Source organism: Blautia sp. 1033sp1_1033st1_G9_1033SCRN_220408 (genome assembly GCF_040929965.1).
Classification (GTDB): domain Bacteria; phylum Bacillota; class Clostridia; order Lachnospirales; family Lachnospiraceae; genus Blautia_A; species Blautia_A ammoniilytica.
Genome location: NZ_JBFKZO010000005.1, coordinates 1 through 26,361, shown reverse-complemented (window position 1 = coordinate 26,361; position 26,361 = coordinate 1). Strand labels below are relative to the sequence as shown.

Here is a 26,361-nt window from a genome sequence, read left to right as displayed (position 1 = left end):
GAATTAAAATCGTCCCACAAGTGATTTTTCATTTCCTATCAGGATTCTGTATTTCTACTTTTCACTGTCTCAATAAAAGATTTATCAATGCTGTTTTCTACATTTTTAATATCGTCATCTGTGAGCATTTCCTGATCTACATAGAACTTTCCGATATTCAGCATAAATGCGCCTAAAGGATTCTCATCTGTATCTACAGTTTCACGTGTAAAGTAATCTTTTACTGCAACTTCAGTACTCATATCTGAATCACTATATGTAATTCCTTCGTCTGCATACCACTGCATAGCAACTTCTTTTCTCTCATCTTCATTTGCCATAATATCTTCGCAGGCTTTATAGTAGCATTCCAGGAACAGTGCCAGATCATCTTTTCTTTCTTCTGCCACATCATTTTGTGTGAAAATGGTATCAATAATCGGACTGTCAGAAACCATATTCATATCACACACTTTTACATAGCCTTCTTCTTCAAGCTGATTGGTATATGGCATTTTATTTGCAACCAGATCGCCCTCGCCTGTAACAAATGCCTGATATGCCTGAGGATAATCCATGGAAACCATACTGAAATCATCTGTTGTCAATCCAAAATGTTCCATATACATAATAGCCTGATAGTGGGCTGTTGTTGCCAAAGGCCCTAAAATGGAAGCTCCTTTTAATGTTTCCGCACTTCCAATAATTCCATCCTCATCAGCGCCTGCTTTAGCTATGTCGCTATCTTCCCTTACATAAATGGATTCGCCGCCAGTTGTGATAACACCATCGCCAATATACGTATACATTCCTGTTCCAAGGGCATAAATAGAAGCCATTCCACTGACAGCCACATCCAGTTCTCCTGCTGCCATTGCCTCATTGATCGGTGCACCAGTTGCAAAAATCTCAAGCTCTACATCTAAGCCTGCATCCTCAAAATATCCCTTTTCCTGAGCCCAATGTACCGGAAGGCCAAGTGCATTTGCCATTGTTCCAACAATCAATTTCTCTCCAGAACCTTTCAGTTCATCTGCACTTACCGGAACAGTCATTGCTCCTGCAAGCATGCAAGTTGCTACTACTAACGCCACTCTTCGCTTCATGTAAAAACCTCCTGTTATTCTTTTTTACTGTCTTCTTTTTTGAATACGTATTCATTTGATGTTTTATTTATACCATAAATAATATTTTTTGTCAATAAGTATCCTTTTATGTTCTGTTTTTTTAGTTATATATAACATTTTATGTTTTTATTTTTGTAGAATCTGCATATTTCTTTATTATTTTTGTTTGTATTATATTCTTTTTTTATGCATCTTGTACATTTTGATTCGGGCGGGTAAAATCTAAAACCCATAAAGAAAAGCAGGTCCCGAAGAACCCGCTTCTAATCAAATTGTTGTATCCCGAATCTCAAGATGTGGCCTGATCCATTCATGGGCACTTATTGTTTCTCCACTGATCAGTTTCAACAGAAGTCCGCATGCTTTACTCACCATAGTGTCAACTTCAACATGTACTGTACTCATCTTCGGTATCAGCACAGATGACAACGGTACATCATCCATTCCCAATACCTGAACCTGCTCCGGAATTTTTATATTTAGATTTCTCAGAGCCTGTACAACACCAAGCCCTACAATATCACTATAAGTAAAAATAGCTGTTTTTTCTTTTGTAAACTCCTCTATATTCTTAACCGTACACTCATATGCACTGCCGATTCCTATTTTACAATTAAAGATATCCTTTTCTTCCAAAACGTATCCACATTCTTCTAGACCGTCACGATATCCGTTCATACGCCTCTTTGCATCCGATTTTTCATCACTTACTGTTATATGGATTTTTCTGTATTCAGGAAATCCACCATAATATTTTCCTGCGATATAGCCTCCATAATAACTGTCCGAAAAAAAGTAATTCAAGTTTTCACGGATCTTACTACCTGCATTCATCATAAACACACATGGGACCTTGAACTCCTCAATAAGCTTGATTTCATTATCAGACAGTTCCATTCTCAATACAAGAAATCCATCTACTTTTTTCTTACGGACAATTCTCTCAAAGCTGGAAAAATCATCAGCATCACGATCATAATAAATAACCATAATATCATAATCAAAATGGCTTAATTCCTTCTGGATCTGATCATAAACATAGGCAAGCATACAATTTTCAGTCATACCCACAAAATGCTTTGGAAACATTATTCCTATTGTCCCTGTTTTACTTGTCCGCAAGCTTTGTGCCTGACTGTTAAGCTGAAAATTGTACTCCCTTGCCTTACGCAAAATATATTCCTTTTTCTCTGGAGTCACCAGATCACTATTATTTAATGCCCTTGAGACCGTTGACTGCGACACGCCAATCAACTTGGCAAAATCTCTTGACGTCATTCCTTTTTTATTCATTCCATTCCCCCAAATAACACATTACAATAAAAATCGCCCTTTTATTTGTAATTATAACCAAACTTTTAGCTATTAGCAATATTATTTTTGACATAATATGCAATCAAACAAAGCATTGCCAGACCAGCTGGTTTTGGTGTAGAGTATATATTAAATGGAGAGTTGACAAATTTCGCCCCCTATTGACGAAATGCAGTCTCCAGATTACTAATACATCTGAAATAATAAAAGGGAGAAACATATGGAACAGCCAAAAATTCTTGTAGTGGGAAGTATCAATATGGATCTTTTTGTAAAAGGTGCCCATCGCATTCCCTCCTATGGTGAAACCATCCGATGCGGCGAATACGGTTTTGCTTCCGGTGGAAAAGGATCCAATCAGGCCTTTGCAGTTGCCCGTCTAGGCGGTTCTGCTACCTTTGTGGGCCGTATTGGAGATGATGATTATGGAAAAAAAGTAACCGCATCCCTAAGAAATGCTGGCGTTAATACTGACTATCTGGTAGTTGATCCAGACACCCAGACCGGACTTGCCTTGATGCCCATTGAGCCTGGTACCGGACGATACGTCTGTTATGTTGCCATGGGTGGAAATGACCGCCTTTGTCCGGAAGACATAAAAAAAGCCATGGACGCCCAGGCTTTTGATATGGTTCTTATGCAGCTTGAAATGCCTTTGGAAACCATCTATGGCACCATAGAACTGGCAAAAGAACGTCACATTCCGGTATTTCTGGATGCAGGTCCTGCCATAGATATTTCCCTGGAACGGCTGAAAGGTCTTTTTATCATTTCTCCTAACGAAGCCGAAACCTCTGGCCTTACCGGGATCTGTCCGGACACAGATGCAAACGCTTTCAAGGCTGCCCGGCTGCTTTATGAAAAGACTGCTCCCACATATGTGATCCTGAAGTTAGGTGACAGGGGGATTCTCCTTTATGATGGAAAAGAATCCCTCCGAATTCCCTGTTTTAAAGTTGATGCTGTTGACTCCACCGCAGCAGGAGACACATTCGGTGCTGCACTTGCCATCTCCCTTTGTAAAGGGCTTTCTATGATGGATGCAATTCGCTATGCTCAGGCAGCAGCAGGAATTTGCGTATCCAGGACAGGCGCCCAGAGTTCTATCCCCACTCCGGAAGAAATCTGCCGATTTTTGGATTCCCATCCAAATCTGAATTAGTCCCATGCTCGCGGAAAGTTTTTATGTAATAGGAGCATTCCGACGCAATCATAAAAAAGCGTGCATCCTGTGGTTGATAATGCCACACAAATGCACGCTTTTTTATGTAAGTCCTGTCAAGAATGCCTCGGCATTCTTGCTGCGAGGTGCGCGTCATGCAATTGCATGACATACTTCTCCTGCGCACCTCTGCAATCCTGCCGGAGGCTATATCAGCTGGGGGATTGACTCCCAGCTGATATACAGGCTGAAATCATTTAATGGTCAGATCAAGGCAAAGCTTAGTTCTTTCAATATTACCCATTCCAATGTACAGGGTCTCGCCTTTTTTCAGCTTAACAGATGCTGTCCTGGATGGCAGGAATGTGTTTGCTGTGATTTTCTTAGTATAGCTCTTGCTGATGGACCAGCTGTATGCAGAACAGATATACATTACATCTGTTTTCTTTTTGTTCAGCTTAATGGTCACACGGTCAAGACCATAATAGCCGTTTTTGTACAGGCTGCTATGTGCTGCAAGAATATCACTGGCAGAACTTCTTCCTCTTTTACGAAGATTTCCAAGTGTAATCTTGTAAGTCTTTGTTGCCGGTGCTTTAAATTTCACATAGCTGTATGTGGAGCTTTTCTTGGTTGCCTTTGGAAGTGTTACAACTGTCTTTCCCTTTTTCACTGCTTTTGCTTTTGTTTCCTTTGTAACAGCTGTCACCTTTGCTGCAGCGCTTGCTTCCACTGGAAGTGCCAGTACCATGACCATTGCCAGAAGCAGTGCAAATACTTTTGTAAATTTTCTCTTTTTCATTTCTGTTGTCTGAGCCAAAGCTCTCTCCTTATATTATTTGCAGTTTTCCTGCAAATATACATTATCATGCTTTGTTCATTTTGTCCATATTTTTCCAAATTTCTGTAATTATCATATTTTTCTACTTTTCACTAATCATGGCGTTTTTCCGAACCTCTGTGATCGTAGCATTTCCGGAAATTTCACTTTCCAGTCCATAAACCACATTGCTTAAGGTGTACTGCCCCTGATTTACAAAAATTTCAATCAAATTTGGCTCCACAAAAATATCCAGCTGCGCTTTCTCTCCAACATAAGGCGTACTGCTTTTTGTTCTGTACCTGGAATCCTCTACAAAAACATTCTGCCGGTCAGTACAAATGCATCCCTGTTTCATTTCCAGATCAAAACCTCCAATAGAAAGGCTTTCTCCCTCTTTCATGTCTGCTTTTATGTACAGTGCGCTGCCTTCTTTTAGTATCTTTTCTGCTGATTCTGCTTTCTGAAAAGACTTCCATACCTCTGGATGTACATAAAAGCAGATCTTTTCATTCTGGATCCTTACCTCTCTTGGAAGGCACATCATCCCGTTCCATGGCTGTCCATCCGGTCCATTCACTGGCTCAGGCATACGCATCCAGGCGATCATCACCCTTCTGCCTTCTTTATCAAGATTAGACTGTGGTGCATACAGATCTCCACCATAATCTACCCGTTCATACTGATCTGCAAGAGTAAGCTTTCCTGTTTCAAGATCAAAATCAGCAAACCCACACACAGAATGATTGGCATACTCCTTGCCATCCTCCTGGATCCCCATAGGCGAACCAATAAACACTCTTTTTCCGTCAACTAGAAACAGATCCGGACATTCCAGGGTATGTCCATAACGGGCATTAGTACACTGGGACAGATATTCCCAAGACAGCCCGTCCCTACTTGAAAACAACACCAGCCGTCCAGCCTGATGATTCTCAGTGCTTCCCAGGATCATATAATATCTGCCATTTTCTTCCCATACCTTCGGATCTCTGGTGTCCGCAGAATCTGCAATTTTCGGATCACGAATCACAGGTACGATCTGTTTTTTGTCCTTCCAGTTATCGAAATGAAAACCATCTTCAGATGTGATCATACTCTGACTTGTCTCAATTACACCTTCTGCCTGATGAATATTCTCAGACTGTTCTTTCAGATAGCGAACTGCAGAATAGTATAAAAACAGTTTTCCATCTTTTTCCAAGGCACTTCCGGAAAAAATGCCGTTTCTGTCATAATCCTTAGTGGGAAAAAGTGCCACGCCCAGATGTTTCCAGGTAACAAGGTCATCGCTGACCGCATGTCCCCAGTGCATGGTGCCCCATACAGGTGCATATGGGAAATACTGGTAAAACAGATGATACTGCCCCTTATAATAGATAAATCCGTTTGGATCATTGATCCAGTTTCCCGGAGCTTTCAAATGCAAAATATTCTTTTTCATAGTTCCACTCCTCCTGTTTTATTTCACAGCACCTGCCACAACACCATTAATGATCTGCTTCTGCAATGCGATATAAAGGATCAGCAACGGAACCACACATAACAGAAGTCCTGCCATAATCGTGCCATAATCAGCAGAATATGTGCCATAAAAGCTATAAGTGGATAAAGGTAATGTTAAAAGCTTTTTGTCTGTCAAAACCAGTGACGGAAGCAGGAAATCGTTCCAGAACGCAAGGGCATTCAAAATCAATGTGGTAGACATGATCGGCTTCAGCAATGGGAACACGATCTTGAAAAATGTCTGAGTGTGTGTACATCCGTCAAGATATGCTGCCTCCTCCAATGCAATTGGCACGCTGCCCCTTATAAAACCATGGAACATAAACACTGTCATGGACATGGAAAACCCTACATGCATAAAGATCAGAGTAAGTCTGTGGTTCAGCAGATTCAGTGTTCCTCCGTAAATGCTTACCAGCGGGATCATAATGGCCTGGAACGGAATGATCATGGAGGCAACCATAAGGGCAAAAATAATTCTGGTCAGCAGATTGTTATTCCGTACAATAAAGTATGCCAGCATAGCAGCCAGTATTGTAACGATTGCTGTTGCAGATACGGTAATGATCAGAGAATTCTTGATGGCATTCAGGAAATCCATCTGATTAAATGCTTTCGCAAAATTATCAAAGGAAAGGCCTTTCACTGTAAAAAGCCAGGAAAAAGGACTTTTAATAATATCTCTTTTCTGCTTCAGAGAATTGATCACAACCATCAGAAATGGAAACATATAAGCTATAAAAATAAGGATCATCCCTGCCATTGCAAAGGTTCTTACTGATCTTTTCTGAACTCCTGATGAACTGTTCATTATGCAGCTACCTCCTTTTTCTTAGTGATATAAACCTGGATTCCACTGATGCATGCAACGATCAGGAACAATACAATAGCTTCTGCCTGGCCTGTACCAAATTGTCTGGATGTGAAAGCTTTTTCGTATACATGCATGGCTGCCATTTCAGTGGAACCATACGGTGCGCCGCCAGTAAGAGAAAGGTTCACATCATAAACCATAAATGCTCTTGAAAGCGTCAGGAAAAGACAGATCGTGATGGATGGCATCATCAGTGGAAGAATGATATTCTTCATTTTTTTCCATCCGGAAGCTCCATCAATGCTGGCTGCTTCCATAACTTCTGTATCCAGTCCGGTAAATCCTGCCACATAGATCAGGATCATATATCCGGACAGCTGCCATACAGTTACAAGCACCATGGCCGCAAACGCTGTATTCGGCTTTGACAGCCAGGAGATCTCAAAAAGATTCCAGTCTGTGGCTTCTCCAATGCTTACAAATACTCTTGAAAATACAAACTGCCAGATATATCCAAGAACAATTCCACCGATCAGATTGGGGGTAAAGAAACCAGCCCTGAAAAAATTCTGTCCTTTAAAACCTCTGGTCAACAGATATGCGATCAAAAATGCCAGTACATTTACCAGCACTACTACAGCGATCACATACTTGAAAGTAAGTACAAGAGAACTCCAGAACTGAGCATCCTTTGCCATGGCAGCAAAGTTCTTCAGACCTACAAAATTCTTTACAGACGACACTCCGTTCCAATCAGTCAATGTTAAATAAACACCATATAAAAACGGTACGATCACTACTGCCAGGAAACAAAACAAACCAGGCAGTGCAAATATGCAGAAATCTTTACCTTTCCTTTTCGTATTCATGGTTTTCCTCCTTTTACTGCTCATCCCAATAGTTCTGAATTGCATCCATAAGTTCTTCCCTGTCGCATCTGTCCGCCAGATATTTCTGCATAGCAGCGCCAAGCACAGACCAGTGATCGTTTGGAACAACTGCTGCTGCATTATAAGTCCGGTCAGTCTGTACCTTTTCAAAAATATCACGACTCAAAGGATCCAGCGGCTCATTTGGATTGTTCTTAAATGCCGGGATCAGATTACAGGTTTTGACAAGCATCTGCTGTCCGATCTCAGAAAATACGATCCAGTTCAGAAATTCTTTTGCAGCATCCTGCTGCTCCTTTGACGCCTGCTGACCATCCAGCATTACCTGCTTTGAGGGTGCCGCCTGTATCTTTGTATTTACAAAATCATCAGGGTCATTATTCAGGAAATATGGAAGAAAACCATACTCATCATCACTTTTGGCGCCAGCCTCTTGCATATTTGGCCATGCCCAGTTACCATTAAACCAGAATGCTGTTTTTCCATCAACCAGATCAATGGCCATCTCATCATAATCTGCACCAAGGGGATCTCCCTGTGCCACATTGTATTCTTTCAGTACATCAAACAAATCCAGAAGCTGGGATACGCGTTGGTAATCCTTTACCTTCAGCTGTCCGTTTTCCAGGTCTTCTACTGCCTTGGCAGCCCCCTCCGAAGTTCCATCGTAAGTTTCATACAGGTACTGAAGATGATGGGCTCCTAAAGACCAGTCTTCCTTTGCAAGAGATACTGGTTTTTCCATTCCGGCATCCCGCATTTCATTCAGAAGTGCTTTAAAACCATCTAGTGTATTGATCTCATCTGGGTTCAAGTTTCTTCCCAAAGTTTCTTCAATCACTTTTTTGTTATAAATAATGCCTTTTCCTTCAACGCACAAGGGCATACTGAAAATATGTCCCTGAATCTCTGTTGCATAATTCCCAGCTTCTTTTACCCAGTCTTCCCCGTCCAGTACCAGTGCTTTTTCATCTGCCAGAGCCTTAACATCCGTAGTATCCAGAATCGCCATGGTAGGTGCATTTCCTGAATTATACATGCTTACAACTTTGGTATAAGGAGAATCTCCCTCTGTTACCGGCATAACCTCAATATGCACCCCTGCTTTTTCTTCAAAGATCTTGCTCATTTTCTCCAGGGCGACCTGGATCTCCGCCTTGGAATTCAGAAGTGTGATCTTCGTTCCCTGCAGACTTTCATCGTATGCAAAAGTATCCACAGAGGTATCAATGGGTTCCTCTTTTACTGTATCATTTTCATCATCCGGATCACTGGCAAATCCGAACCTGCATCCCGATAAGGATGTAACTGCAAGCACTGTGCTTAAACCAATTGCTGCAGTTCTTTTCCACTGCCTAAGCTTCATCATACATTCCTCCTGTACTTTCCCGTTCTTTGCTTCCAATTCTTCTTGGATAACCGGTTACGTAACCGGTTACTTTATATTTCATATCCTACCTGTATACACTCAAAAAGTCAATATACATCTTTATTTTCGTGAATATTGAACTATTTTTATTTTTCATTTTTGTGCGTCTTGCATAACCGGTTACTTTCCTTTATGTAACCGGTTACTTATGGTTGTATAATTCGATTTTGTTTGCTATACTACAAACATAATAAAATAGCAGTTACGAAAAAAGGAACAATTATGGGTAAAAAAAAGAAGGTCACCTTCAGTGACATTGCCAAATTTACAAACTTTTCCAAAACAACAATTTCAAGATATTTTAATGATCCAGATTCCATTACCCCAGAGAACCAGCAGATCATAGCGGATGCACTGGTAAAACTGAATTACCAGGAAAACAAAGTGGCCCGGATCCTTGCCAATGGAAAAACCGAATTTATCGGTATCATTATCCCTAACTTATATCTGCATTATTATTCAGAGATGCTGAATCAGATCCTCTGTACCTATGAACAGTATGGATACAAATTTCTGGTATTTATCGGAAATGAAAATGAAAATACAGAACGTCAGTATATTCAGGAACTTATGGCTTACCAGATTGAAGGACTGATCGTCCTCAGCCACACCATTCCTTCCAAAGAGCTTGCAGATCTGAAAATCCCTATTGTGGCAATTGAACGAGAAGATCTGTACATTTCCAGTGTAAATACGGATAATTATTCCGGTGCCAGACAGGCAGTCCAGCTTCTTGCCAGCCATCACTGCCAGATCATGCTTCACATTAATAGTCCCACAAAGGAAAATATCCCCGCATACGGACGTATTTCGGGATTTCTTGATTATTGTCGGGAAAACCAGCTTCCTCATGAAATGTTTATTGAGGACCTGGGAATTAACGATGAGGATCTCCATCAGAAATTCACCTGTATTCTGGATCAGATCCAAATGAAATATCCAGACAAGAAAAAAGGCATATTCATATCCAACGATACCTATGCCAGTGTTTTTCTTAATCTTCTGATCCGCAGATATGGAAAGCTGCCTGATGATTTTTATCTGGTAGGCTTTGATAATTCCCCTATTTCCCGCCAAGCAGTGATTCCCATCAGTACTGTAGGACAGCAAATCAACAAGATTGCCCAGGAATCCATGAAGCTTCTGGTAGGACTTATGGACTCCCAGAAAAAGCGCAATCCTGTCCCTTTATCTGAGCCTATCCATAAAACCATCCCCCCTCTTTTGATTCTAAGGGATACTACAGAAAAAAATATTTTTTAATGAAGAAAGACCATGGCGACCGTTCCTGCAGTAAGCAGGAACAGTCCAAGGGCTTCTTTTTTATTCAGCTTTTCTCCAAATACAAAGTAAGAAAATGCAACTGTAACAAGCACACTTAGCTTATCTACCGGTGCTACTACACTGGCAGGTCCCAGCTGCAGTGCATGGTAATAACAAAGCCAGGATGCCCCAGTAGCAAGCCCTGAACAGCAGATAAACATTCCTTCTTTTCTGGATATATTTTTTATCTCTTTTCCTTTTCCGGTAACAAATACCATCCCCCAGGCCAGTACCAGTACCACCGTAGTACGGATGGCTGTCCCAAGATTTGACTCCACTCCATTGATCCCAATCTTACCAAGAATGGATGTAAGGCTGGCAAATACAGCAGATCCGCAGGCGTACCAGAACCAGCCGATGCCATTCTTTTCTATCTCTTCACCAGTATCCTTTTTCTGGATCATCAGATATATCCCTGCAGTGATCACAAGAATGGCTGCTGCTTTTCCCGGACGAAGCCCTTCGTGGAAGAAGATCAGTGCCAGAATAATGGTCAGCACTGTACTTGATTTATCCACAGGCACTACTTTATTAACATCGCCGATCTGAAGTGCCTTGAAATAGCACAGCCAAGATGCTCCGGTGGCAAGCCCTGACAAAATCAGGAAAAGAAGAGTCTTTCTGCTGATCCCAGGGATCTGATCCTGGGATCCTGCCAGAAATACCATCCCCCAGGCAAAGATCAGTACCACGATGGTGCGTACTGCTGTTGCCACTGTGGAATCCGTTTTTTTGATCCCACATTTTGCCAAAATAGATGTTACACCTGCAAAAAATGCAGATCCTGCTGCATATAAAAGCCACATACAAATCCCTTCTCTCAAGTAAATTTATTACGTCAACAACTCAAATGTATGGTACAGATCCATTCTTCCATACCCCCACTCTCTGTTTGGGTATGGATAATTTTCCTCACGTCTGGCGCCTCGCTGAAGATAATTTTTCACACTGGTTCCTGTAAAATAAGGCTGGTTTTTGCGGATAATGGCCCACTCAAACATAAGAGCTGCCACGCCTGCTGTCTGGGCAGCTGCCAGACTGGTGCCGGAGGCTTCCCCATAGGTACCGTTAAGAAGCGGCACACGTATACCCACTCCCGGAGCTGCCAGCTGTGGCACTACCATTCCATTTGGCATAAAGCCCCGGCTTGCATAGAGATAAATACTATTATCCCGATATTGATATGCTGTTACTGTCATACTTTCCATAGAATCTCCAGGTGAGGTAACCGTTGTATAAGGAGACGGCTCCAGGAAATAGGTTTCATCGGAGATCAGCCCTTCCACAGGCAGCCAAATATGAAAATTAATATTATGATTTTCCCTCTCACGCACAAAAATCTTCCAGATTCCGGAAGCTGGACTTACAAACCTGAAAAATACCAGAGTATTCCCAGTCTGGCGCTCAATCGGTACATAATTCACAGAGATCTTTGTTTCCACAAAAACAAAAGACAATTCCTGGGTAACTGTCCCCAGAAAGGAACTTATTTCCAGGTTTTCTCCAGTAGGCGACTGTATGGAAAGATTGTATATTTCCGGTGGTTCTCCCCAGAATTCCATTGTAAATCCTTTTTCCCCAGGTCCTACCCGCAGTTCTGCTACAGACTCTCCTCTGCGATCTCCCAAAGTACCGGCAAAGTGATGTCTGGACGCCCCCTCATTTCCTGCTGCTACAGATACAGATACCTGTGCAAAACCGGCCAAGTAATCCACATACTGGCTTAAAGGACTTTTTCCAAGATGTGCTCCCTGACTGGTACCAAGACCCAGACAGATGGAAAGAGGCATGCCTAGTGCACGGGCACATTTCATTGCAAAAGCCATCCCCATCATAATATCATCTTCCTGAAACACGTCCTCAGCCTGAGACATCTGATAAAAATCTTTAATATATTTCTTGGCATGTTTAAGCTTTATCACGATTAAAGAAGCTTCCGGTGCAGCCCCTGAAAAATCCTCCTCAGGTACAAGATTCCCAGCAGCCACTGCTGCCAGCATGGTTCCATGTCCATTAGTATCTACAGAAGGAACTGCCTCAAGAGGCTTCTCCTGCTCCATGGCATGGTCAATATCCTGTTTCATATAAACCTTTCCATAAGGAGCCATCCCGTCTCCGTCTCCTATAAGGGACTGATCCCAGATACAGGCGATCCTGGTGCCTGAAGGTGATGAAAAAACAGGATTCTGATAATCGATCCCTGAATCGATCACCGCTACTGCAGCCCCCTTTCCTTTAAGCCCCAGATAAGGATGATTATGAAGCCTGGTAATACCAGATGCCCCCAGCGCATTCAGGTCCATATAAGTATAACACTTAGGAATTGAATTGTAAGAATCACTGTTTATTTCCAACGGAGAAAGCTGCGCCAGCGGCACATATAGTACTCCGTACACCTCACTAACCGGATACAGGCTTGCTCCCGGTATCTCTTCAAGAGGACTTGGCATATTCTGTACATACTTTACAATAAAATTTGCATACTCTTCACTTTGTGCAGGTACCACTGACTGCTGTTCCTGCAAAGGAATTTCCTGATTCAGTTCCTCCTGTGAAAAGAACATAAGCATAACCTCACCCAACTACGAATCATTGGTTAAGCTTATGCCTATCGCTTCTGTTTTATTCTATTTGAAAGATTCAGATCCGCATATCAACCGTTTTCTTACGTACAGCCCCGTATAAAAACAACAGTAGCCCTGCACAAAACGTAAAAATCGAAATAAACTGAGAGGTAGATAAAATACCTACATTTCCCCTTTCCAGATCTCCTCTGTAAAATTCCAGGATAAAACGCCCCACACTGTAAAGGATCAGATACAGACCTGCCACCTGGCCTTTCTCTTTCAGATGCTTTGCCGCCAGAATCAGCACAAAATAATGGGCAAAATCAAGAACACTGGCATAAATCTGAGTTGGAACTAGGGGCACATAGTTAGGGGCAAAATCAGAATTAGTAAAAGTGATTGCAAAATGGGAAGCGGTTTCTTTTCCATAGCAGCAGCCGGCCAGAAGGCATCCCAGCCTTCCAAATCCCTGTGCCAATGCAACCGAAGGGATCAACAGATCAAAGTATCTAAGAAAATCCATCTTTTTTATATGGCAGTAAATATATGCTGTCAGTATTCCTCCCAGGATCCCGCCCAGCACCACAAACCCATCTGTCAGGCTGTCAAGCAGAAATCCAGGATCCTTAAGGATCATTCTCCATTCAGTGAGCCAATAAAGTATCTTTGCACCTACGAAGCCGCCAGCCACACACCAGAGCACAATGTAGAATACCTGGTTATAATCCATTTTTTTCTTTTTAGCACGGTACTCTCCTGTTAAATAGGCAGCAAGTATCCCTATAGCAATCATCAGACCATAGCCGTATACAGTAAAAGGTCCAATGGTCAGCAATTCATTCTTCATAATCAAATCCTTTCAAGACTTCAAGCAACTCATGATTCGCATGATCGTGTCCGGCCGGACTCCCTGCTCCTCCGTTTTCAGGCTCCCATTCCCCGCACACATCAGCAGCCTGTAAAGGAAGCTTTCTCGCTTTCAGAAAACTTTGTAATTCCTCCAGACAGCTTTTTAGTTCTGTCAGAGACATATCTCCCTGACTCCAGGTTGTTTTTACCTCCTGTTCATTCAGTACATCCTTATCCACAGACAAATACACAGGCGAAAACTTCCCTGTTTTTTTCTCATACTCTGAAAGCATCTCCAAAAAAGAAGCCGCCACACCGGAACTGCTGTTAGTTTGCCGGGCAGCTTGCAGATCTTCCCTGCTAAAAAATGTGACACGTTCCTTATACACCTGCTGCACCTGGTGGAATGCCGACTGATCCGGACCCACAAGAAACACATGATCCAATAATTCCACAGATTCCAGTGCATCTGCTATCCATCCGCCGCAGGACAAAAGACCTCCAAAAGCAGGGGGCTGCATATCTGTATGATTATCAAATACAAGCAGAGAAAACGGGTTCTTAGCCTTATCCATCCAGATCCTGGTCATATAATGATAATTGCCGGAATCAATAAAATGTATCCCTGAAAGTGTAAACTCTCCGATCTTTTCCCTGATTGCCCTGACTGCCGGTTCATCACAATAGCAGTTGGTACCGGAAAGATCCTCCAGCCGAACCCATGTGAACCGTTCCTCTCTCCAGAAATCCTGCTCTTCATATGCCCCTGACAAATTCATCAGAAGGATTCCGGATTCTCTTTCTTTTTCCATAAATCAGTTCTGTTCCTGTTCTTCCAGATGATCGCTTTCCGGGTTCTCTTCTTTTGTTTCCGCTTCGGAAATCTCCTGGGTGTCCTCTACTGTTACATCCTCTGGAGGAATCACCTCTGTACTTACAGAAGCTGCCCTGGAATTCCACTCTGGAATGATCTCTTTCTCTTCTGCTGCCTCTTCTGCCTTTGTATCCGGTTCTTTTTCGGCATGTTTCTCAGGGGTTTCATCTGCTGCAGTCTGTACTTCCCCTGACAGCCCCTTTTTCAACATAACAAATGATACTACATCCAGAATACCGTCCACCAGAAAGACCCATCCGGCAAACATCAGCATTCCATTAATGCTCTGGAAATTATACATCATCAGAAATACACCCAGTCCCACAAATACAAGGCTTTCAATGAGAAGGAATTTCCACGTTTCCTGTGTTCTTTTTTTCAGCTTCATGCTACCCCGAAGAGTCCAGATGCTGTCCACCAATACCAGTGCTCCCAGCATCAGCGGAAGAAGTTTCACTACGATCTGAGGATTTGTAAAAAGAAACAGGCCGATCACAAATACGATCACACCTGAAAACAGATCCAGGATCGTAGCCTTGTCTTTTTCTGCGGCAAAAAGGAAAATATGGTACAGACCTGCTCCGATCAATACCAGTCCAAATACTACTTTACATAGCAGATTCACTGTACCTACAGGCATAAATACAAGACAGATCCCAAACAGGATATAAAAAACAGATGTTACGATCTGTCCTTTTAATAACTTGCTTAATTTTTCGCTCATGGCACATACCTCCTTGATGTATTTTAGTATACCTCTTTTGCCTTTTTTCGTCCATAGGCATTCCTCTCCTGTTTGTGCAATTTGTGCAGGATTATTTATCTTTAAAAACGTAAATTTGGAAGTGCAAAAGCCCCGTTTACACTTGAAGTTTTCCACTGTGGTATTATAATGAAAAAGTCGAATTATCTCGAAGATCAAAATCTGATTATATTCCATTATGTATGATTTGATTATATTCCATTATGATTTAGGAAGGATTTACCATTTTGAAAAAACAAATAAAACATTCACGAATTGTTTTGACGGTTATCCCCGTCGCCGTTGTTCTGACAGCCGGGATAGCTTTTTTATTCTCACGTTCTGATAGTGAATCACAAGTATGCCAGCAAAATGTTGCCCGTTTAAAGGAGCTTGAAAATACAGACATTTCCTCTGTGGAGCAGGCCATTTCGGATATCCAGGGACAGCTGGATGCACAGGCAGATGCCCAGGCCCGAGAGGATATTGTCAATTCTTCCGGTATATTAACCAATGTACAGATCCGTCAGGCTTTTTCAGGAAGTGTGATCGTAGGTGATTCCATTACACAGGCCATTTCAGAATACGGATATCTGGACACAGACGTAGTTGTCAGTAAAAGGGGCCTGTCTGTTGTAAATGCCCAGGAGCAGTTCAGTACCGCCATCAGTCTGAATCCCAGCCATGTTTTTCTTGCTTTTGGTACCAATGACCTGGAAATCTACAATGGAGATCCTACAGGCTTTATCGATGCCTATAGGGAAAAAGTTCAGATGGTTAAGGATGCTCTCCCAGATGTGCCAATTTATATCAACAGCATCCTGCCTATCCAGGATTTTGCCATTGCCAGCAATCCGGCCCTTGGCTACTATTCACAGTTCAACCAGGCTTTGTCAGATTTCTGTGATGAAATGGACTGTACCTTTATTGATAACACCTTCCTTGTGGAGGATTCAAGCATGTACGAACCGGATGGTGAACATGTGATCATGGATTATTATCCTAAATGGCTTACTTATATGGCAGAAACGGCAGGTCTTATATGAAAAATAAAAAATCACTTATCATAAAATCAACAATGGTCATACTTCTGGCAGTTTATCTGATCCTGCTTTACCGGGCCGATTATGCCAAGAATGTTTCCATGGATACCATTGCCAAGTCCATGGAAAAATATGACGCCATTACCCAGCTAGGGCAGGAAGACCGGGTGCAGCTTAAGCGCTGTTACCAGATCAATGATACAGATACAGACGGTTATTTCTTTTACAAAGCAGCCTCACCTATGGCTGTAGAAGAAGCTTTCATTGTAAAAGCAAAAGACAAATCACAGGCAGAAAGCTTTCTTACTGCTGCCCAGGATCACCTTTCCAGCCAGAAAAACATTTTCGGAGGATACGGAACTGATCAAATGGCTCTTCTGAACAAGGCTGAGGTAGGTTCCAAGGGGAATTATGTTTACTATTTCTGCGGTGAGGATGCATCCTCCTGGCGTCAGGCTTTTCTTTCCCTGATTTAATATTTGTTCCTGGCCATCTGGACCTGCAGATTGCCTAATTACATTTTATGGAGATTAATCATTATGGTATTCAGCAGCATTTTCTTTATTTTTTGTTTTTTACCCCCGTTCCTGCTTCTCTATTACCTTGTACCTGAGAAGTTCCGGAATATTCTGCTTTTTATTGGCAGCTTGATCTTTTATGCCTGGGGCGATCCGATATATGTGGTTCTTATGCTGTTTTCCAGCTTTTTTAATTATTACATGGCACTGGAGATCGATCATCTTGACAAGGATCCCAAAGGCCGTAAAAAGAATCTTATTTTTGCAGTCACCATAAACCTTCTGATTCTTGGATTTTTCAAATACTGGGGATTTCTTCTGGATACCTTCAGCACAATCACAGGGATTTCCATTGCCCATCCCCAGCTGGCACTGCCTATAGGAATCTCTTTTTATACCTTTAAGAACCTTTCCTATATCCTGGATGTATCTAAGAAAAAAGTGTCACCACAGCGCAAATTCCTTACATATGCAGTTTACAGTACCATGTTTCCGCACATGTCTGCAGGACCGATCGTAAGATATGCGGATATTGAAGGACAGCTTACCCGGCGTTCCATCAGCCTGACCCGGCTGGGACTTGGTGCTGAATATTTTACCAAGGGTCTTGCCAAAAAAGTACTGCTTGCAGATAACCTTTCTGCCATTTATACTTCCATTCTCAGTTCTGGAAGCAATTCCGTACTGACTGCATGGATCGGTATCCTTGCATACACCCTGCAGCTTTATTTTGACTTTTCCGGATATTCGGATATGGCCATCGGACTTGGCAAAATGATGGGCTTTGATTTCCTTAAGAACTTTGATTATCCTTACATTTCCACCAGCGTTTCAGAATTCTGGCGAAGATGGCACATCTCTCTTGGAAGCTGGTTCCGGGATTATATCTATATCCCTCTTGGGGGCAACCGTGTTTCAGTTCCAAAGCATATCTGCAACATTTTTGTTGTATGGGCACTGACCGGTTTATGGCACGGTGCAAGCTGGAATTTTATTTTCTGGGGATTATATTATGGACTGCTCCTTCTACTTGAAAAATTTGTCCTTAAGGATTTCCTGCCAAAGCTTCCAAAATGGGCCGCTAATCTTTACACCATGATCGCAGTTATGATCGGATGGGTATTTTTCAGTCAGACAGATTTTTCTTCCATGGGGCATTACCTGTCAGTTATGTTTGGTTTCGGTGCATCTGCTTTTCTGGACAGGACAGCTGTTTACTATCTTAAAACAGGTCTGATCCTTTTTGTGATCAGCATCCTGGCCTGCCGTCCAGGTCTGTACCAGTCCTTTAAAAAACTGATCCAGCGAAATGAAAAGGCAGCAGCAGCCGTTAATCTGCTTCTGTTTTTACTGTGTATTGCTTATATGGTATATAATTCCTATACACCATTCTTATACCAGAAGTTCTAAACCAGAATTTATGAGGTCATAAAATGAAAATGAAAAGAAAAAGATTCAGTTACCAGTATTTCTTCCACATCATGGGGATTCTTTTTGCAATCCTGCTTCTGATCTTTATGATATTCAGCCTGGTAAAGCCAGACCGTAGTTTTTCTGAAAAAGAAAACCGGGTGCTTTCTTCCAGACCCGGCTTTGACTTGTCCCAGATTGCCTCCGGCAATTATGAGACCCAATATGAAACCTATGTAAATGACCAGTTTCCTCTCCGTGATCTGTGGGTCACTATAAAGGCAGCCACAGACCGTGTACTTGGTAAAACAGATGGAAACGGTGTTTATCTTGGCAAAAGCGGCTACCTGATGGAGGATTTTACACCACCTTCCAAGGAACAGCTTGACCGTACTCTTAATGCTATGACAGCCTTTGCTTCTAACCATCCGGATCTGAAGCAATATGTGCTGATTGCTCCAAATGCTGTAAATATACTGAAAGACAAGCTTCCTGCTTCTGCCCCGGTAAAGGATCAGAATCAATATCTGGATGCAGTAAGGGATGCAGTAACTGCTCAGGGCGTCACCTTTATTGATGTACGTGATACACTGACCAGCCATAAAGACGATGGGATCTATTATCATACTGATCATCACTGGACCACCCAGGGTGCCTATTTTGCATTCCTACAGGCAGCCGGTACCATGGATCTTGATTCCTCTTCCATTCCATATGATAAGCTTCCGGTAACTACCCATTTCCAAGGTACCTTATCTGCCAAAAGCGGTTTTCGCTCCAATGAAACGGATGAGATTGATGTGTTCCTTCCAAGAAATGAAGATACACCTGCTTCTGTAGTAAATTATGTATCTCAGCAAAAAAAATCAGCCAGTTTTTATTCCACAGAGCAGCTGGATACCAGGGATAAATATGCCATGTTCTTTGGAGGCAATTTCCCGCAGATCAAGATTTCCACTGCCACAGAAAGTGAGCGTACACTTCTTGTATTAAAAGATTCCTACGCAAACTGCTTTGTTCCGTTCTTAGCACCTTATTACCGAACCATCATCATGATAGATCCAAGATACTATTACGGTGATCTTGAAGAATTAATGGAAGTAGAAAATATCCAGGAAGTTTTATATCTTTATAATGCAAATACCTTTTTCAGTGATACTTCATTGGAACTTGCCTTAACACCACAACAGGGAGCTTAACGCTCCCTGTTTTTTCAGCTGATCGTCTGGAACAGCTTTTCCATATCTGTTTTCATCAATGTATATGTGGCCTTTCCTTTTCCTGTATATTCCGGTGAAATATTAGAATGAATATAACAGGTATCCATACCAACCTTCTGTGCACCTTTTATGTCGCAAATCTCGTCATTTCCGATCATAATACTTTCTTCCGGCTTTAAATCATATTTCTGCAGGAGAAGCCTGAAAAACTCCGGATCTGGTTTCATAACGGAATAATCGGAAGAGATCAGAATCCCTTTAAAATATTTTTCCAGTTCCAGAAAAGCCAGTTCATAAGCGGTGAATATCCTCTGTGCATTGGAAAGAAGGTACAGATTTCCTCCCTGCCGGGTTAATCTATCCAAAAGCTTTGGAACCCCCGGATACAGGCGGATATATTCAGTAGAAAGTGCACGGAACATCTGTCCTGCATGAACAGCCAGTTCCTCTGATGGCTGTGCCCCTTTTTCTTTAAACAAATCTGCAAATACCAGCTGGATCTGTATTTCCGGGCAGGCCTCATGGCCGTCATTTCTCATCTCTTTCCCCTGTTTTCTGTATTTTTCCACCAATGCACCGTAAGTTTTCCATATTTCTTCCCAAGACCTATACACAGCGCCATAATAGCCGTAAAACAGCCGCATCTTTTCCCAAAGTTCCTGGTTATCCTCTTCTGTATGGATATCTACCAAAGTGCCATATAAATCAAAAATATAATTCTTATATCTCATGCTTTATATCTCAGCTTCTTTATTTAACTGCCTCAAATGCTGCATCCAAAGCTGCAATCAGATCCTCTACACGCTCAATACCGATGGAAAGGCGGATAGTATTAGGCTTAATGCCCTGATCAAGAAGCTCTTCCTCTGTGCACTGGCTGTGAGTAGTAGTGGCAGGATGAATCACAAGAGATTTTACATCTGCTACATTTGCCAGCAATGAGAAGATTGCCAGGTTGTCAATAAATTTCTGGGCAGTCTTAGCATCTCCCTTGATCTCAAAGGTAAAGATGGATCCGCCGCCATTAGGAAGATATTTCTTGTATAACTGGTGGCTTGGCTCTGTAGGCAGTGAAGGATGATGCACAGCCTCTACCTGGGGATGTTTAGACAAATAATCAACGATCTTTAAAGCATTGCTTACATGTCTTTCCACACGAAGGGATAGGGTTTCCAGTCCCTGAAGGAACATAAACGCATGGAACGGTGAAATCGTAGCACCTGTATCACGAAGGATAACCGCACGAATATAGGTAACAAAAGCTGCCGGACCTGCTGCATCAGTAAAGGATACACCATGATAGCTTGGATTGGGCTCAGAGATCCATGGATACTTGCCAGCTGCTTTCCAGTCGAAAGAGCCTCCGTCAATGATCACGCCACCAATGGCTGTACCATGGCCGCCGATAAATTTGGTTGCTGAATGGACCACAATATCTGCGCCGTATTCCAGCGGACGTACCAGATAAGGCGTTGCAAAAGTGGAATCCACTACCAGCGGAAGATTGTGCTTATGTGCTATCTTTGCCAGTTCCTCAAGATCCACCAGGTTAGAATTCGGATTACCCAGTGTCTCAACAAAGATTGCCTTTGTATTTTCCTGGATTGCAGCCTCAAATGAGCCGTCTTCCTCAGGATCTACAAATGTAGCTGTAATACCGTTTGTCTGCGGTAATGTATGTGCAAGAAGATTATAGGTTCCACCGTAAATAGTCTTGGAAGCTACAATATGCTCACCAGTCTTAGCAAGCGCCTGGAAGGTATAATTAATTGCTGCTGCGCCGGAAGCGACTGCCAATGCTGCCACACCGCCTTCCAGAGAAGCGATTCTCTGCTCAAATACATCTTCTGTTGGATTGGTAAGTCTTCCATAAATATTTCCCGCATCTTTAAGGCTGAACCTGTCTGCTGCATGCTGGGAATTGTGGAACACATAAGAAGTGGAAGCATAGATCGGTACTGCTCTTGCATCTGTTACAGGGTCTGCCTGCTCCTGTCCAATATGTAACTGTCTGGTTTCAAATCCCCAATTCTTTGAATCTTTGATGTCTGCCATTTTGTATTTCCTCCGATTTATCTTTCTTATTCTTTTCGCAGAAAGCTTTCAGCCTTGTTCTCTGCTTCATTGATAACATACTAACACTGTAGGAAACATCTGTCTAATACACAAAAAAAATATCCTGTTATAGTTTGTTTCTATATCAAATGCAATTTCATAATGTTCTTTAAATTATCAGAAAAATCAGAGTGTTTCGTTCATACTTCCCATCCGGTATCCTTGCAGATCCATAGTCACATAAGTAAAACCATATTCTTTCAGCTTTGCAACTATCTGTTCCCTGTTTTCCAGAAGCTTTTGGAATTCCTCAGGCATGACCTCAATACGGGCCATCTTACCATGGATACGTACCCGCAACTGATGAAAACCAAGATCCAGAAGAAGCTGCTCTGCCTGATCTACCATTCCCAATTTTTCCTTAGAAATAGTCTCTCCATATACAAATCTGGAAGAAAGGCAGGCAAAGGACTGTTTTTCCCAGGTAGGTAATCCCATTTCCCTGGATAGGGCACGAATATCTGCTTTATAAAGATTGCAATGTCTTAGCGGACTTTTTACTCCCAACTCTGCCACTGCCTGAAGTCCAGGACGATAATCCCCATTATCATCCATATTTGACCCTTCCGCCACTGCAGCAAATCCTTCTTCTTTTGCAATCTTTCCTATTTTCTGGAAAAGTTCCTTTTTGCAAAGATAGCATCTGTTCTTTGGATTTTGACAGAAGCCCTCAATCTCCAGCTCTTCAGATTCAACGATCCTGTGGCAGATTCCTTCCTTTTCGCAAAAGGCTTTTGCCTCATCCAGTTCTCTTTTGGGAAATGAACAGGACATTGCAGTTACAGCCATGCACTGGTCTCCTAATACATCATGCACTGTTTTAAGTAAAAAGGTAGAATCTACCCCACTGGAAAAAGCTACTACAACACTTCCCAGTTCTTTGATATAGTTCTTTAATTGGTGAAGTTTATCTCTTAGCTCCTTGGTTACGATCATTTCTTCACTCATTTTTCATCCCTCTTTTGTCATAGTCATCAAGGAAATTATAGGTCATGTCATCTTTATGATATCCGATCACTGTACGCAGATTAATATTCCGCACACTGTTAAAAATATTGGTATCGATCACATCACTGGTCTTCCTGAATTGTGCGATCAGTTCTTTCATCTCATCTCTCTTTGAACCTCTGCCGCCTCCACAGCTTACACAGTTCTCTGTAAATCTGCAGGCGCACTGGATAAAATGCAGGCCATTGTAATCTCTCCAGGATTTGATCGCGTCCTCATGTACCAGATACAAAGGACGGATCAGTTCCATCCCTTCAAAGTGCTGGCTATGCAGCTTTGGCATCATTGTTTCTACCTTACCGCTATACAGCATTCCCATCAGGATCGTCTCAATCACATCATCAAAATGATGTCCCAGTGCAATTTTATTGCATCCAAGTTCTTTCGCCTTTGCATACAGATATCCTCTTCGCATACGTGCACAAAGATAACATGGATTCCTGTCGATCCCTGCTACTGTATCAAAAATATTTGTTTCAAATACAGTCAACGGAATCCCCAGAAGCTTTGCATTATCCTGGATAATATTCCAGTTGTCCTCATTGTATCCCGGATTCATGATGAGAAATACCGGCTCAAAATGGATTTTGCCATGCTTTTGTACTTCCTGGATCAGCTTGGCAAGAAGCATGGAATCCTTTCCTCCTGAAATGCAGACAGCTACCTTGTCCCCTTCCTGGATCAGCTGATATTCATTTAAAGCTTTGGTAAAAGGACGCCATATGGTCTTTCTGTATTTCTTTATAATACTTCTCTCAATATCTGCTGTTTTCTGCTTCTTTTCTTCCTCTGAATCTTTTTGCATAAACCTTGATAAAGTCAGCTTCAGGTAGGCTCTGTATCCACCAGTTACATTTACTGCCTGATATCCCTGCTCTTCCAGAAGATGTACATATTCCTGGCTGTGCTCCCCTGTATGGCAGATCAGATAGTATATCTTTTCTTTATCAAGTTCCCCAAGTCTGTCTTCAAATTCTTCCATTGGAATATTCACAGCACCAGGGAATGTACCTCGACTGTACTGATCCTGTGGACGGATGTCAATAATCTCTCCTGACTGGATTTCCTTTTGCTCCAGTTCTTCAATTCCGATTGTTTTCACCTTTGCTTCCATCTCTTTCTTATAGATTCTTTGTAACCGTTCAATGCCCAAACAGCTGCACCAATTATTTTCTTTTTACAATGTGTATCTCCGGTATTGCCACATTCTCATAGGTAATAGATTCTTCATGCTTTTCTTTGTCCGTATCGTCATTATGATCCACTTCCCCTGTGTGTATTTCTGGAACAGCCAGATTTTCACTTGTCACCTTATATTCAGCCCTTTTCCCTTTTTTCTTCCTTCCCAGCATCTCTCTTCTCCTTGCCATTATAATATATTAATAAACAAAGTTAATACCAAACTATTAATAAAATCTGCAAACAAACTGCCTACCAGCGGAACAAGCAGATATGCCTTTACTGATGGAGCATATTTTTCGCAGAGTACCTGCATATTTGCCATTGCATTGGGCGTTGCTCCCATACCAAATCCGCACACACCAGAGGACAGAACCGCCGCATCATAATCCCTTCCCATAACATTAAATACCACAAAATAAGTAAACAGAAAGATCAGGATTGTCTGACCTGCCAGTAATACCAGCAGTGGAAGAGCCAAATCTGCCAGCTGCCATAACTTCAAAGTGATCATGGCCATTCCAAGAAACAGGGAAAGACTGATACCGCCAATATCATTGATCTCCCCCATGTAAATAGTAAATTTGCCGGAGTATTCTCCAATGTTACGGATAAATGCTGCCACGATCATTGCACCGATATAAATAGGGAAGGTCATTCCTGTTAAAGAAAGAAGTCTTGATACTACCGTTCCGATCCCCATGGCAATGATCAGCTGGAAAACAGCTGCCGGGTACATGCTTGTATGCCGCGCATGTTTCTTTTCTTCCTCAACCAACAGGCTGTCATCCTCTGTCACTACTGTATCCAACAGATTTTTCTTCTCAATCAGACGTTTTCCAACTGGTCCTCCCAGCATACTTCCGGCAATCAGCCCAAAGGTTGCACCAGCTGTACAAAGAGTAGTTGCACCACTTATCCCGAAATCCTCAAGAACTGTTCCAAAGGCGCCGGCTGTACCATGTCCTCCCACCATTGGAATTGATCCTGTACACAAGCCCACAAGTGGATTGATCCTCAGAATTTTAGAAAGACCTACGGCCAGCAAATTCTGTGAAAAGATCAGCACAATCACAAGTCCAAGAAAAACGATCAATGCCTTTCCACCACTTTTCAATACTTTCAAATTTGCCTGAAATCCAACTGATGTAAAGAAAAATACCATACACACTTCTTTCAAGATGTCATCAAACTGAAATTCCGCTACCCCTGTCACATAACAGACACAGGTAAATATGGCAAACAGCACACCACCAATCACTGGTGCCGGTATACAAAATCTTTCCAGCATATTGATCCTGCGTTTCAGGACCTTGCCAAGCATTAAAACCAGCACAGCAGCTGCCATTGTCTGATACATATCTAATTCAATTTTCATCGTTACTCCTCTTGTCATTTCTCTTTTCCGATTTTACACATTGATGCCACAAGATTTATAATAGCTGGCAGCCCCTTCATGGAAAGGGATTCCAATTCCCTGAACTGCTGCATTTTCATTCAAAGTAATATCTGCAGAAAGCGCATATTGGATTTCCTGTTTATTCTCAAATAAAATTCTGGTGATCCATTCTACAGTTTCTGCATCCAGATCATCACTGACCAAAAGCAGTGCACGCACTCCTACCGTCTGTACCTCTTCTTCCTGTCCGTTATATGTTCCGGCAGGTATAGTATATCTGGAATAAGCAGGATTTACAGTTATCATTTTGTCAATATTTTTTTCGTCCAGGCTTAGCAACCGGATATCACACTGTTTTGACAACTCACTGATTACAGTTGTCTCGGCTCCGGCTGTACAGAAAAATCCATCAATCTTTCCATCCCGAAGCTGCTGTGCTGCATCTGTATAATCAAGATGTACCTTTTCTCCTAAATTGTCCCAAATACCGTATATTGAAAGAATCTGTTTTGCACTCTCTTCTGTTCCAGATTCTTCTTCACCTACACTGACTTTTTTCCCAAGAAGATCATCAATTGTCTGAATATCTGACTCATCACGTACAATAATCTGGCATGCTTCCATATAAAGCCCTGCCACAGCACTATACCCCTGATATTTCTTACCACCTGTCCATGCACCAGTTCCCTGGTATGCAGCCCTGGTCATATCTTCCTGTGCAATTGCCATCTGGATATACCCTTCAGATAACAGACGCAGGTTAGCAGCAGAACCGGCAGTTGTCTTTACTTCAATTTGCTTCTCCTCCTGATCCGCTGTGAGAAGATCCCCAAAGGTATCTGCAAACGCATGGTACATACCGCCGATGCCAGCTGCACCAAATCGAATATGACCTATCGAACCTATACATCCGGTTAAAAGCAGAACCATTGCTAAAAATAGTATTCCCTTTTTTTTCATCCTTCTTCCTCCTGCATATTCTTGGTAATTTCATATTATATCAGCTGGGAGATGACTCCCACCTCTATAGGTGGTGAGAAACAAGCTAGTATCAGTGGTGGGAGTCAATCCCC

Annotated in this window: 25 protein-coding genes; 6 read left to right on the top strand and 19 right to left on the bottom strand. The window is 42.1% G+C overall.

All coding sequences use genetic code 11. The annotated features are described in order from the left end of the window. Positions 1-38: 38 nt before the first annotated feature. Both AB5916_RS05410 and AB5916_RS05405 read right to left on the bottom strand, forming a co-directional pair. Entirely contained in the window at positions 39-1,085 is a 1,047-nt protein-coding gene (locus tag AB5916_RS05410; protein ID WP_368189637.1) for an ABC transporter substrate-binding protein, read from the bottom strand. Positions 1,086-1,373: 288 nt separating this feature from the next. Beyond that, on the bottom strand, positions 1,374-2,399 hold the full coding sequence (locus AB5916_RS05405) for a LacI family DNA-binding transcriptional regulator (protein ID WP_368189635.1): 1,026 nt from the start codon (positions 2,397-2,399) through the stop codon (positions 1,374-1,376). Positions 2,400-2,640: 241 nt separating this feature from the next. Between AB5916_RS05405 and AB5916_RS05400 the strand changes: the two genes are divergently transcribed. Continuing rightward, complete coding sequence (locus AB5916_RS05400; RefSeq protein WP_368189633.1) at positions 2,641-3,582, top strand: ribokinase; 942 nt, start codon at positions 2,641-2,643, stop codon at positions 3,580-3,582. A gap of 253 nt (positions 3,583-3,835) precedes the next feature. Here AB5916_RS05400 and AB5916_RS05395 read toward each other — a convergent pair whose 3' ends face one another. The 5 genes from AB5916_RS05395 to AB5916_RS05375 all read right to left on the bottom strand — a co-directional run bounded on the left by AB5916_RS05395 (position 3,836) and on the right by AB5916_RS05375 (position 8,981). Further along, the gene (locus AB5916_RS05395; RefSeq protein WP_158420751.1) at positions 3,836-4,402 is read right to left on the bottom strand and encodes a hypothetical protein; all 567 of its coding nucleotides are present in this window, start codon (positions 4,400-4,402) and stop codon (positions 3,836-3,838) included. Positions 4,403-4,505: 103 nt separating this feature from the next. Next, positions 4,506-5,846, bottom strand: a complete 1,341-nt coding sequence (locus tag AB5916_RS05390; RefSeq protein ID WP_368189632.1) for a glycoside hydrolase family 32 protein — start codon at positions 5,844-5,846, stop codon at positions 4,506-4,508. Between the two features lie 18 nt (positions 5,847-5,864). Beyond that, entirely contained in the window at positions 5,865-6,719 is an 855-nt protein-coding gene (locus AB5916_RS05385) for a carbohydrate ABC transporter permease (RefSeq protein WP_158420753.1), read from the bottom strand. Next, on the bottom strand, positions 6,719-7,591 hold the full coding sequence (locus AB5916_RS05380; protein WP_158420754.1) for a carbohydrate ABC transporter permease: 873 nt from the start codon (positions 7,589-7,591) through the stop codon (positions 6,719-6,721). The genes AB5916_RS05385 and AB5916_RS05380 overlap by 1 nt, the downstream gene beginning before the upstream one ends. Before the next feature lie 13 nt (positions 7,592-7,604). Next, positions 7,605-8,981 carry an ABC transporter substrate-binding protein gene (locus AB5916_RS05375; RefSeq protein WP_244093027.1) on the bottom strand — a complete coding sequence of 459 codons (1,377 nt, stop codon included), beginning with the start codon at positions 8,979-8,981 and terminating at the stop codon, positions 7,605-7,607. A gap of 282 nt (positions 8,982-9,263) precedes the next feature. Here AB5916_RS05375 and AB5916_RS05370 point away from each other — a divergent pair, with 282 nt between their 5' ends. After that, positions 9,264-10,304, top strand: a complete 1,041-nt coding sequence (locus AB5916_RS05370; RefSeq protein ID WP_368189631.1) for a LacI family DNA-binding transcriptional regulator — start codon at positions 9,264-9,266, stop codon at positions 10,302-10,304. Here AB5916_RS05370 and AB5916_RS05365 read toward each other — a convergent pair. The 5 genes from AB5916_RS05365 to AB5916_RS05345 are packed head-to-tail and all read right to left on the bottom strand — an operon-like array spanning position 10,301 to position 15,378. Further along, positions 10,301-11,170: an EamA family transporter gene (locus AB5916_RS05365; protein ID WP_368189629.1), complete on the bottom strand. Its 870-nt coding sequence runs from the start codon at positions 11,168-11,170 to the stop codon at positions 10,301-10,303. The genes AB5916_RS05370 and AB5916_RS05365 overlap by 4 nt on opposite strands. Before the next feature lie 27 nt (positions 11,171-11,197). Beyond that, positions 11,198-12,946, bottom strand: coding sequence for a S8 family peptidase (locus AB5916_RS05360; protein WP_368189628.1), 1,749 nt, complete (start codon positions 12,944-12,946; stop codon positions 11,198-11,200). Positions 12,947-13,004: 58 nt separating this feature from the next. Next, a complete protein-coding gene (locus tag AB5916_RS05355; protein WP_368189626.1) occupies positions 13,005-13,778 on the bottom strand; it encodes a prolipoprotein diacylglyceryl transferase in 774 nt (257 codons plus the stop codon). After that, on the bottom strand, positions 13,768-14,592 hold the full coding sequence (locus tag AB5916_RS05350; protein WP_368189625.1) for an arginase family protein: 825 nt from the start codon (positions 14,590-14,592) through the stop codon (positions 13,768-13,770). The genes AB5916_RS05355 and AB5916_RS05350 overlap by 11 nt, the downstream gene beginning before the upstream one ends. Before the next feature lie 3 nt (positions 14,593-14,595). Next, positions 14,596-15,378, bottom strand: a complete 783-nt coding sequence (locus AB5916_RS05345; RefSeq protein ID WP_368189624.1) for an HdeD family acid-resistance protein — start codon at positions 15,376-15,378, stop codon at positions 14,596-14,598. Between the two features lie 266 nt (positions 15,379-15,644). On the opposite strand from AB5916_RS05345, the gene AB5916_RS05340 reads away from it, so the two are divergent. From AB5916_RS05340 to AB5916_RS05325, 4 genes are all read left to right on the top strand, one after another. Continuing rightward, on the top strand, positions 15,645-16,442 hold the full coding sequence (locus AB5916_RS05340) for a GDSL-type esterase/lipase family protein (RefSeq protein WP_368189622.1): 798 nt from the start codon (positions 15,645-15,647) through the stop codon (positions 16,440-16,442). After that, on the top strand, positions 16,439-16,915 hold the full coding sequence (locus AB5916_RS05335) for a DUF4358 domain-containing protein (RefSeq protein WP_368189621.1): 477 nt from the start codon (positions 16,439-16,441) through the stop codon (positions 16,913-16,915). The genes AB5916_RS05340 and AB5916_RS05335 overlap by 4 nt, the downstream gene beginning before the upstream one ends. 63 nt (positions 16,916-16,978) lie before the next feature. Then, positions 16,979-18,367, top strand: coding sequence for an MBOAT family protein (locus AB5916_RS05330; protein ID WP_368189620.1), 1,389 nt, complete (start codon positions 16,979-16,981; stop codon positions 18,365-18,367). 23 nt (positions 18,368-18,390) lie between these two features. After that, a complete protein-coding gene (locus AB5916_RS05325) occupies positions 18,391-19,566 on the top strand; it encodes a DHHW family protein (RefSeq protein WP_368189618.1) in 1,176 nt (391 codons plus the stop codon). 14 nt (positions 19,567-19,580) lie between these two features. Here the strand turns inward: AB5916_RS05325 and AB5916_RS05320 are convergent, their stop codons facing one another. From AB5916_RS05320 to AB5916_RS05290, 7 genes are all read right to left on the bottom strand, one after another. Continuing rightward, positions 19,581-20,318 (bottom strand): HAD family hydrolase, encoded by a 738-nt coding sequence (locus tag AB5916_RS05320; RefSeq protein ID WP_368189617.1) that lies wholly within the window; start codon positions 20,316-20,318, stop codon positions 19,581-19,583. Between the two features lie 19 nt (positions 20,319-20,337). After that, positions 20,338-21,642 (bottom strand): O-acetylhomoserine aminocarboxypropyltransferase/cysteine synthase family protein, encoded by a 1,305-nt coding sequence (locus AB5916_RS05315; protein WP_173728863.1) that lies wholly within the window; start codon positions 21,640-21,642, stop codon positions 20,338-20,340. A gap of 186 nt (positions 21,643-21,828) precedes the next feature. Next, positions 21,829-22,650, bottom strand: coding sequence for an ATP-dependent sacrificial sulfur transferase LarE (larE, locus tag AB5916_RS05310; protein WP_368189615.1), 822 nt, complete (start codon positions 22,648-22,650; stop codon positions 21,829-21,831). Next, positions 22,643-23,812, bottom strand: coding sequence for an ATP-binding protein (locus tag AB5916_RS05305; RefSeq protein ID WP_158420765.1), 1,170 nt, complete (start codon positions 23,810-23,812; stop codon positions 22,643-22,645). Before AB5916_RS05305 ends, larE begins: the two co-directional genes overlap by 8 nt. 64 nt (positions 23,813-23,876) lie before the next feature. Beyond that, positions 23,877-24,062 (bottom strand): hypothetical protein, encoded by a 186-nt coding sequence (locus AB5916_RS05300; protein ID WP_158420766.1) that lies wholly within the window; start codon positions 24,060-24,062, stop codon positions 23,877-23,879. 17 nt (positions 24,063-24,079) lie between these two features. Then, positions 24,080-25,267: a sodium/glutamate symporter gene (gene gltS, locus AB5916_RS05295; RefSeq protein ID WP_173728865.1), complete on the bottom strand. Its 1,188-nt coding sequence runs from the start codon at positions 25,265-25,267 to the stop codon at positions 24,080-24,082. A gap of 33 nt (positions 25,268-25,300) precedes the next feature. Further along, entirely contained in the window at positions 25,301-26,248 is a 948-nt protein-coding gene (locus AB5916_RS05290) for a TAXI family TRAP transporter solute-binding subunit (protein WP_368189614.1), read from the bottom strand. Between the last annotated feature and the right edge of the window lie 113 nt (positions 26,249-26,361).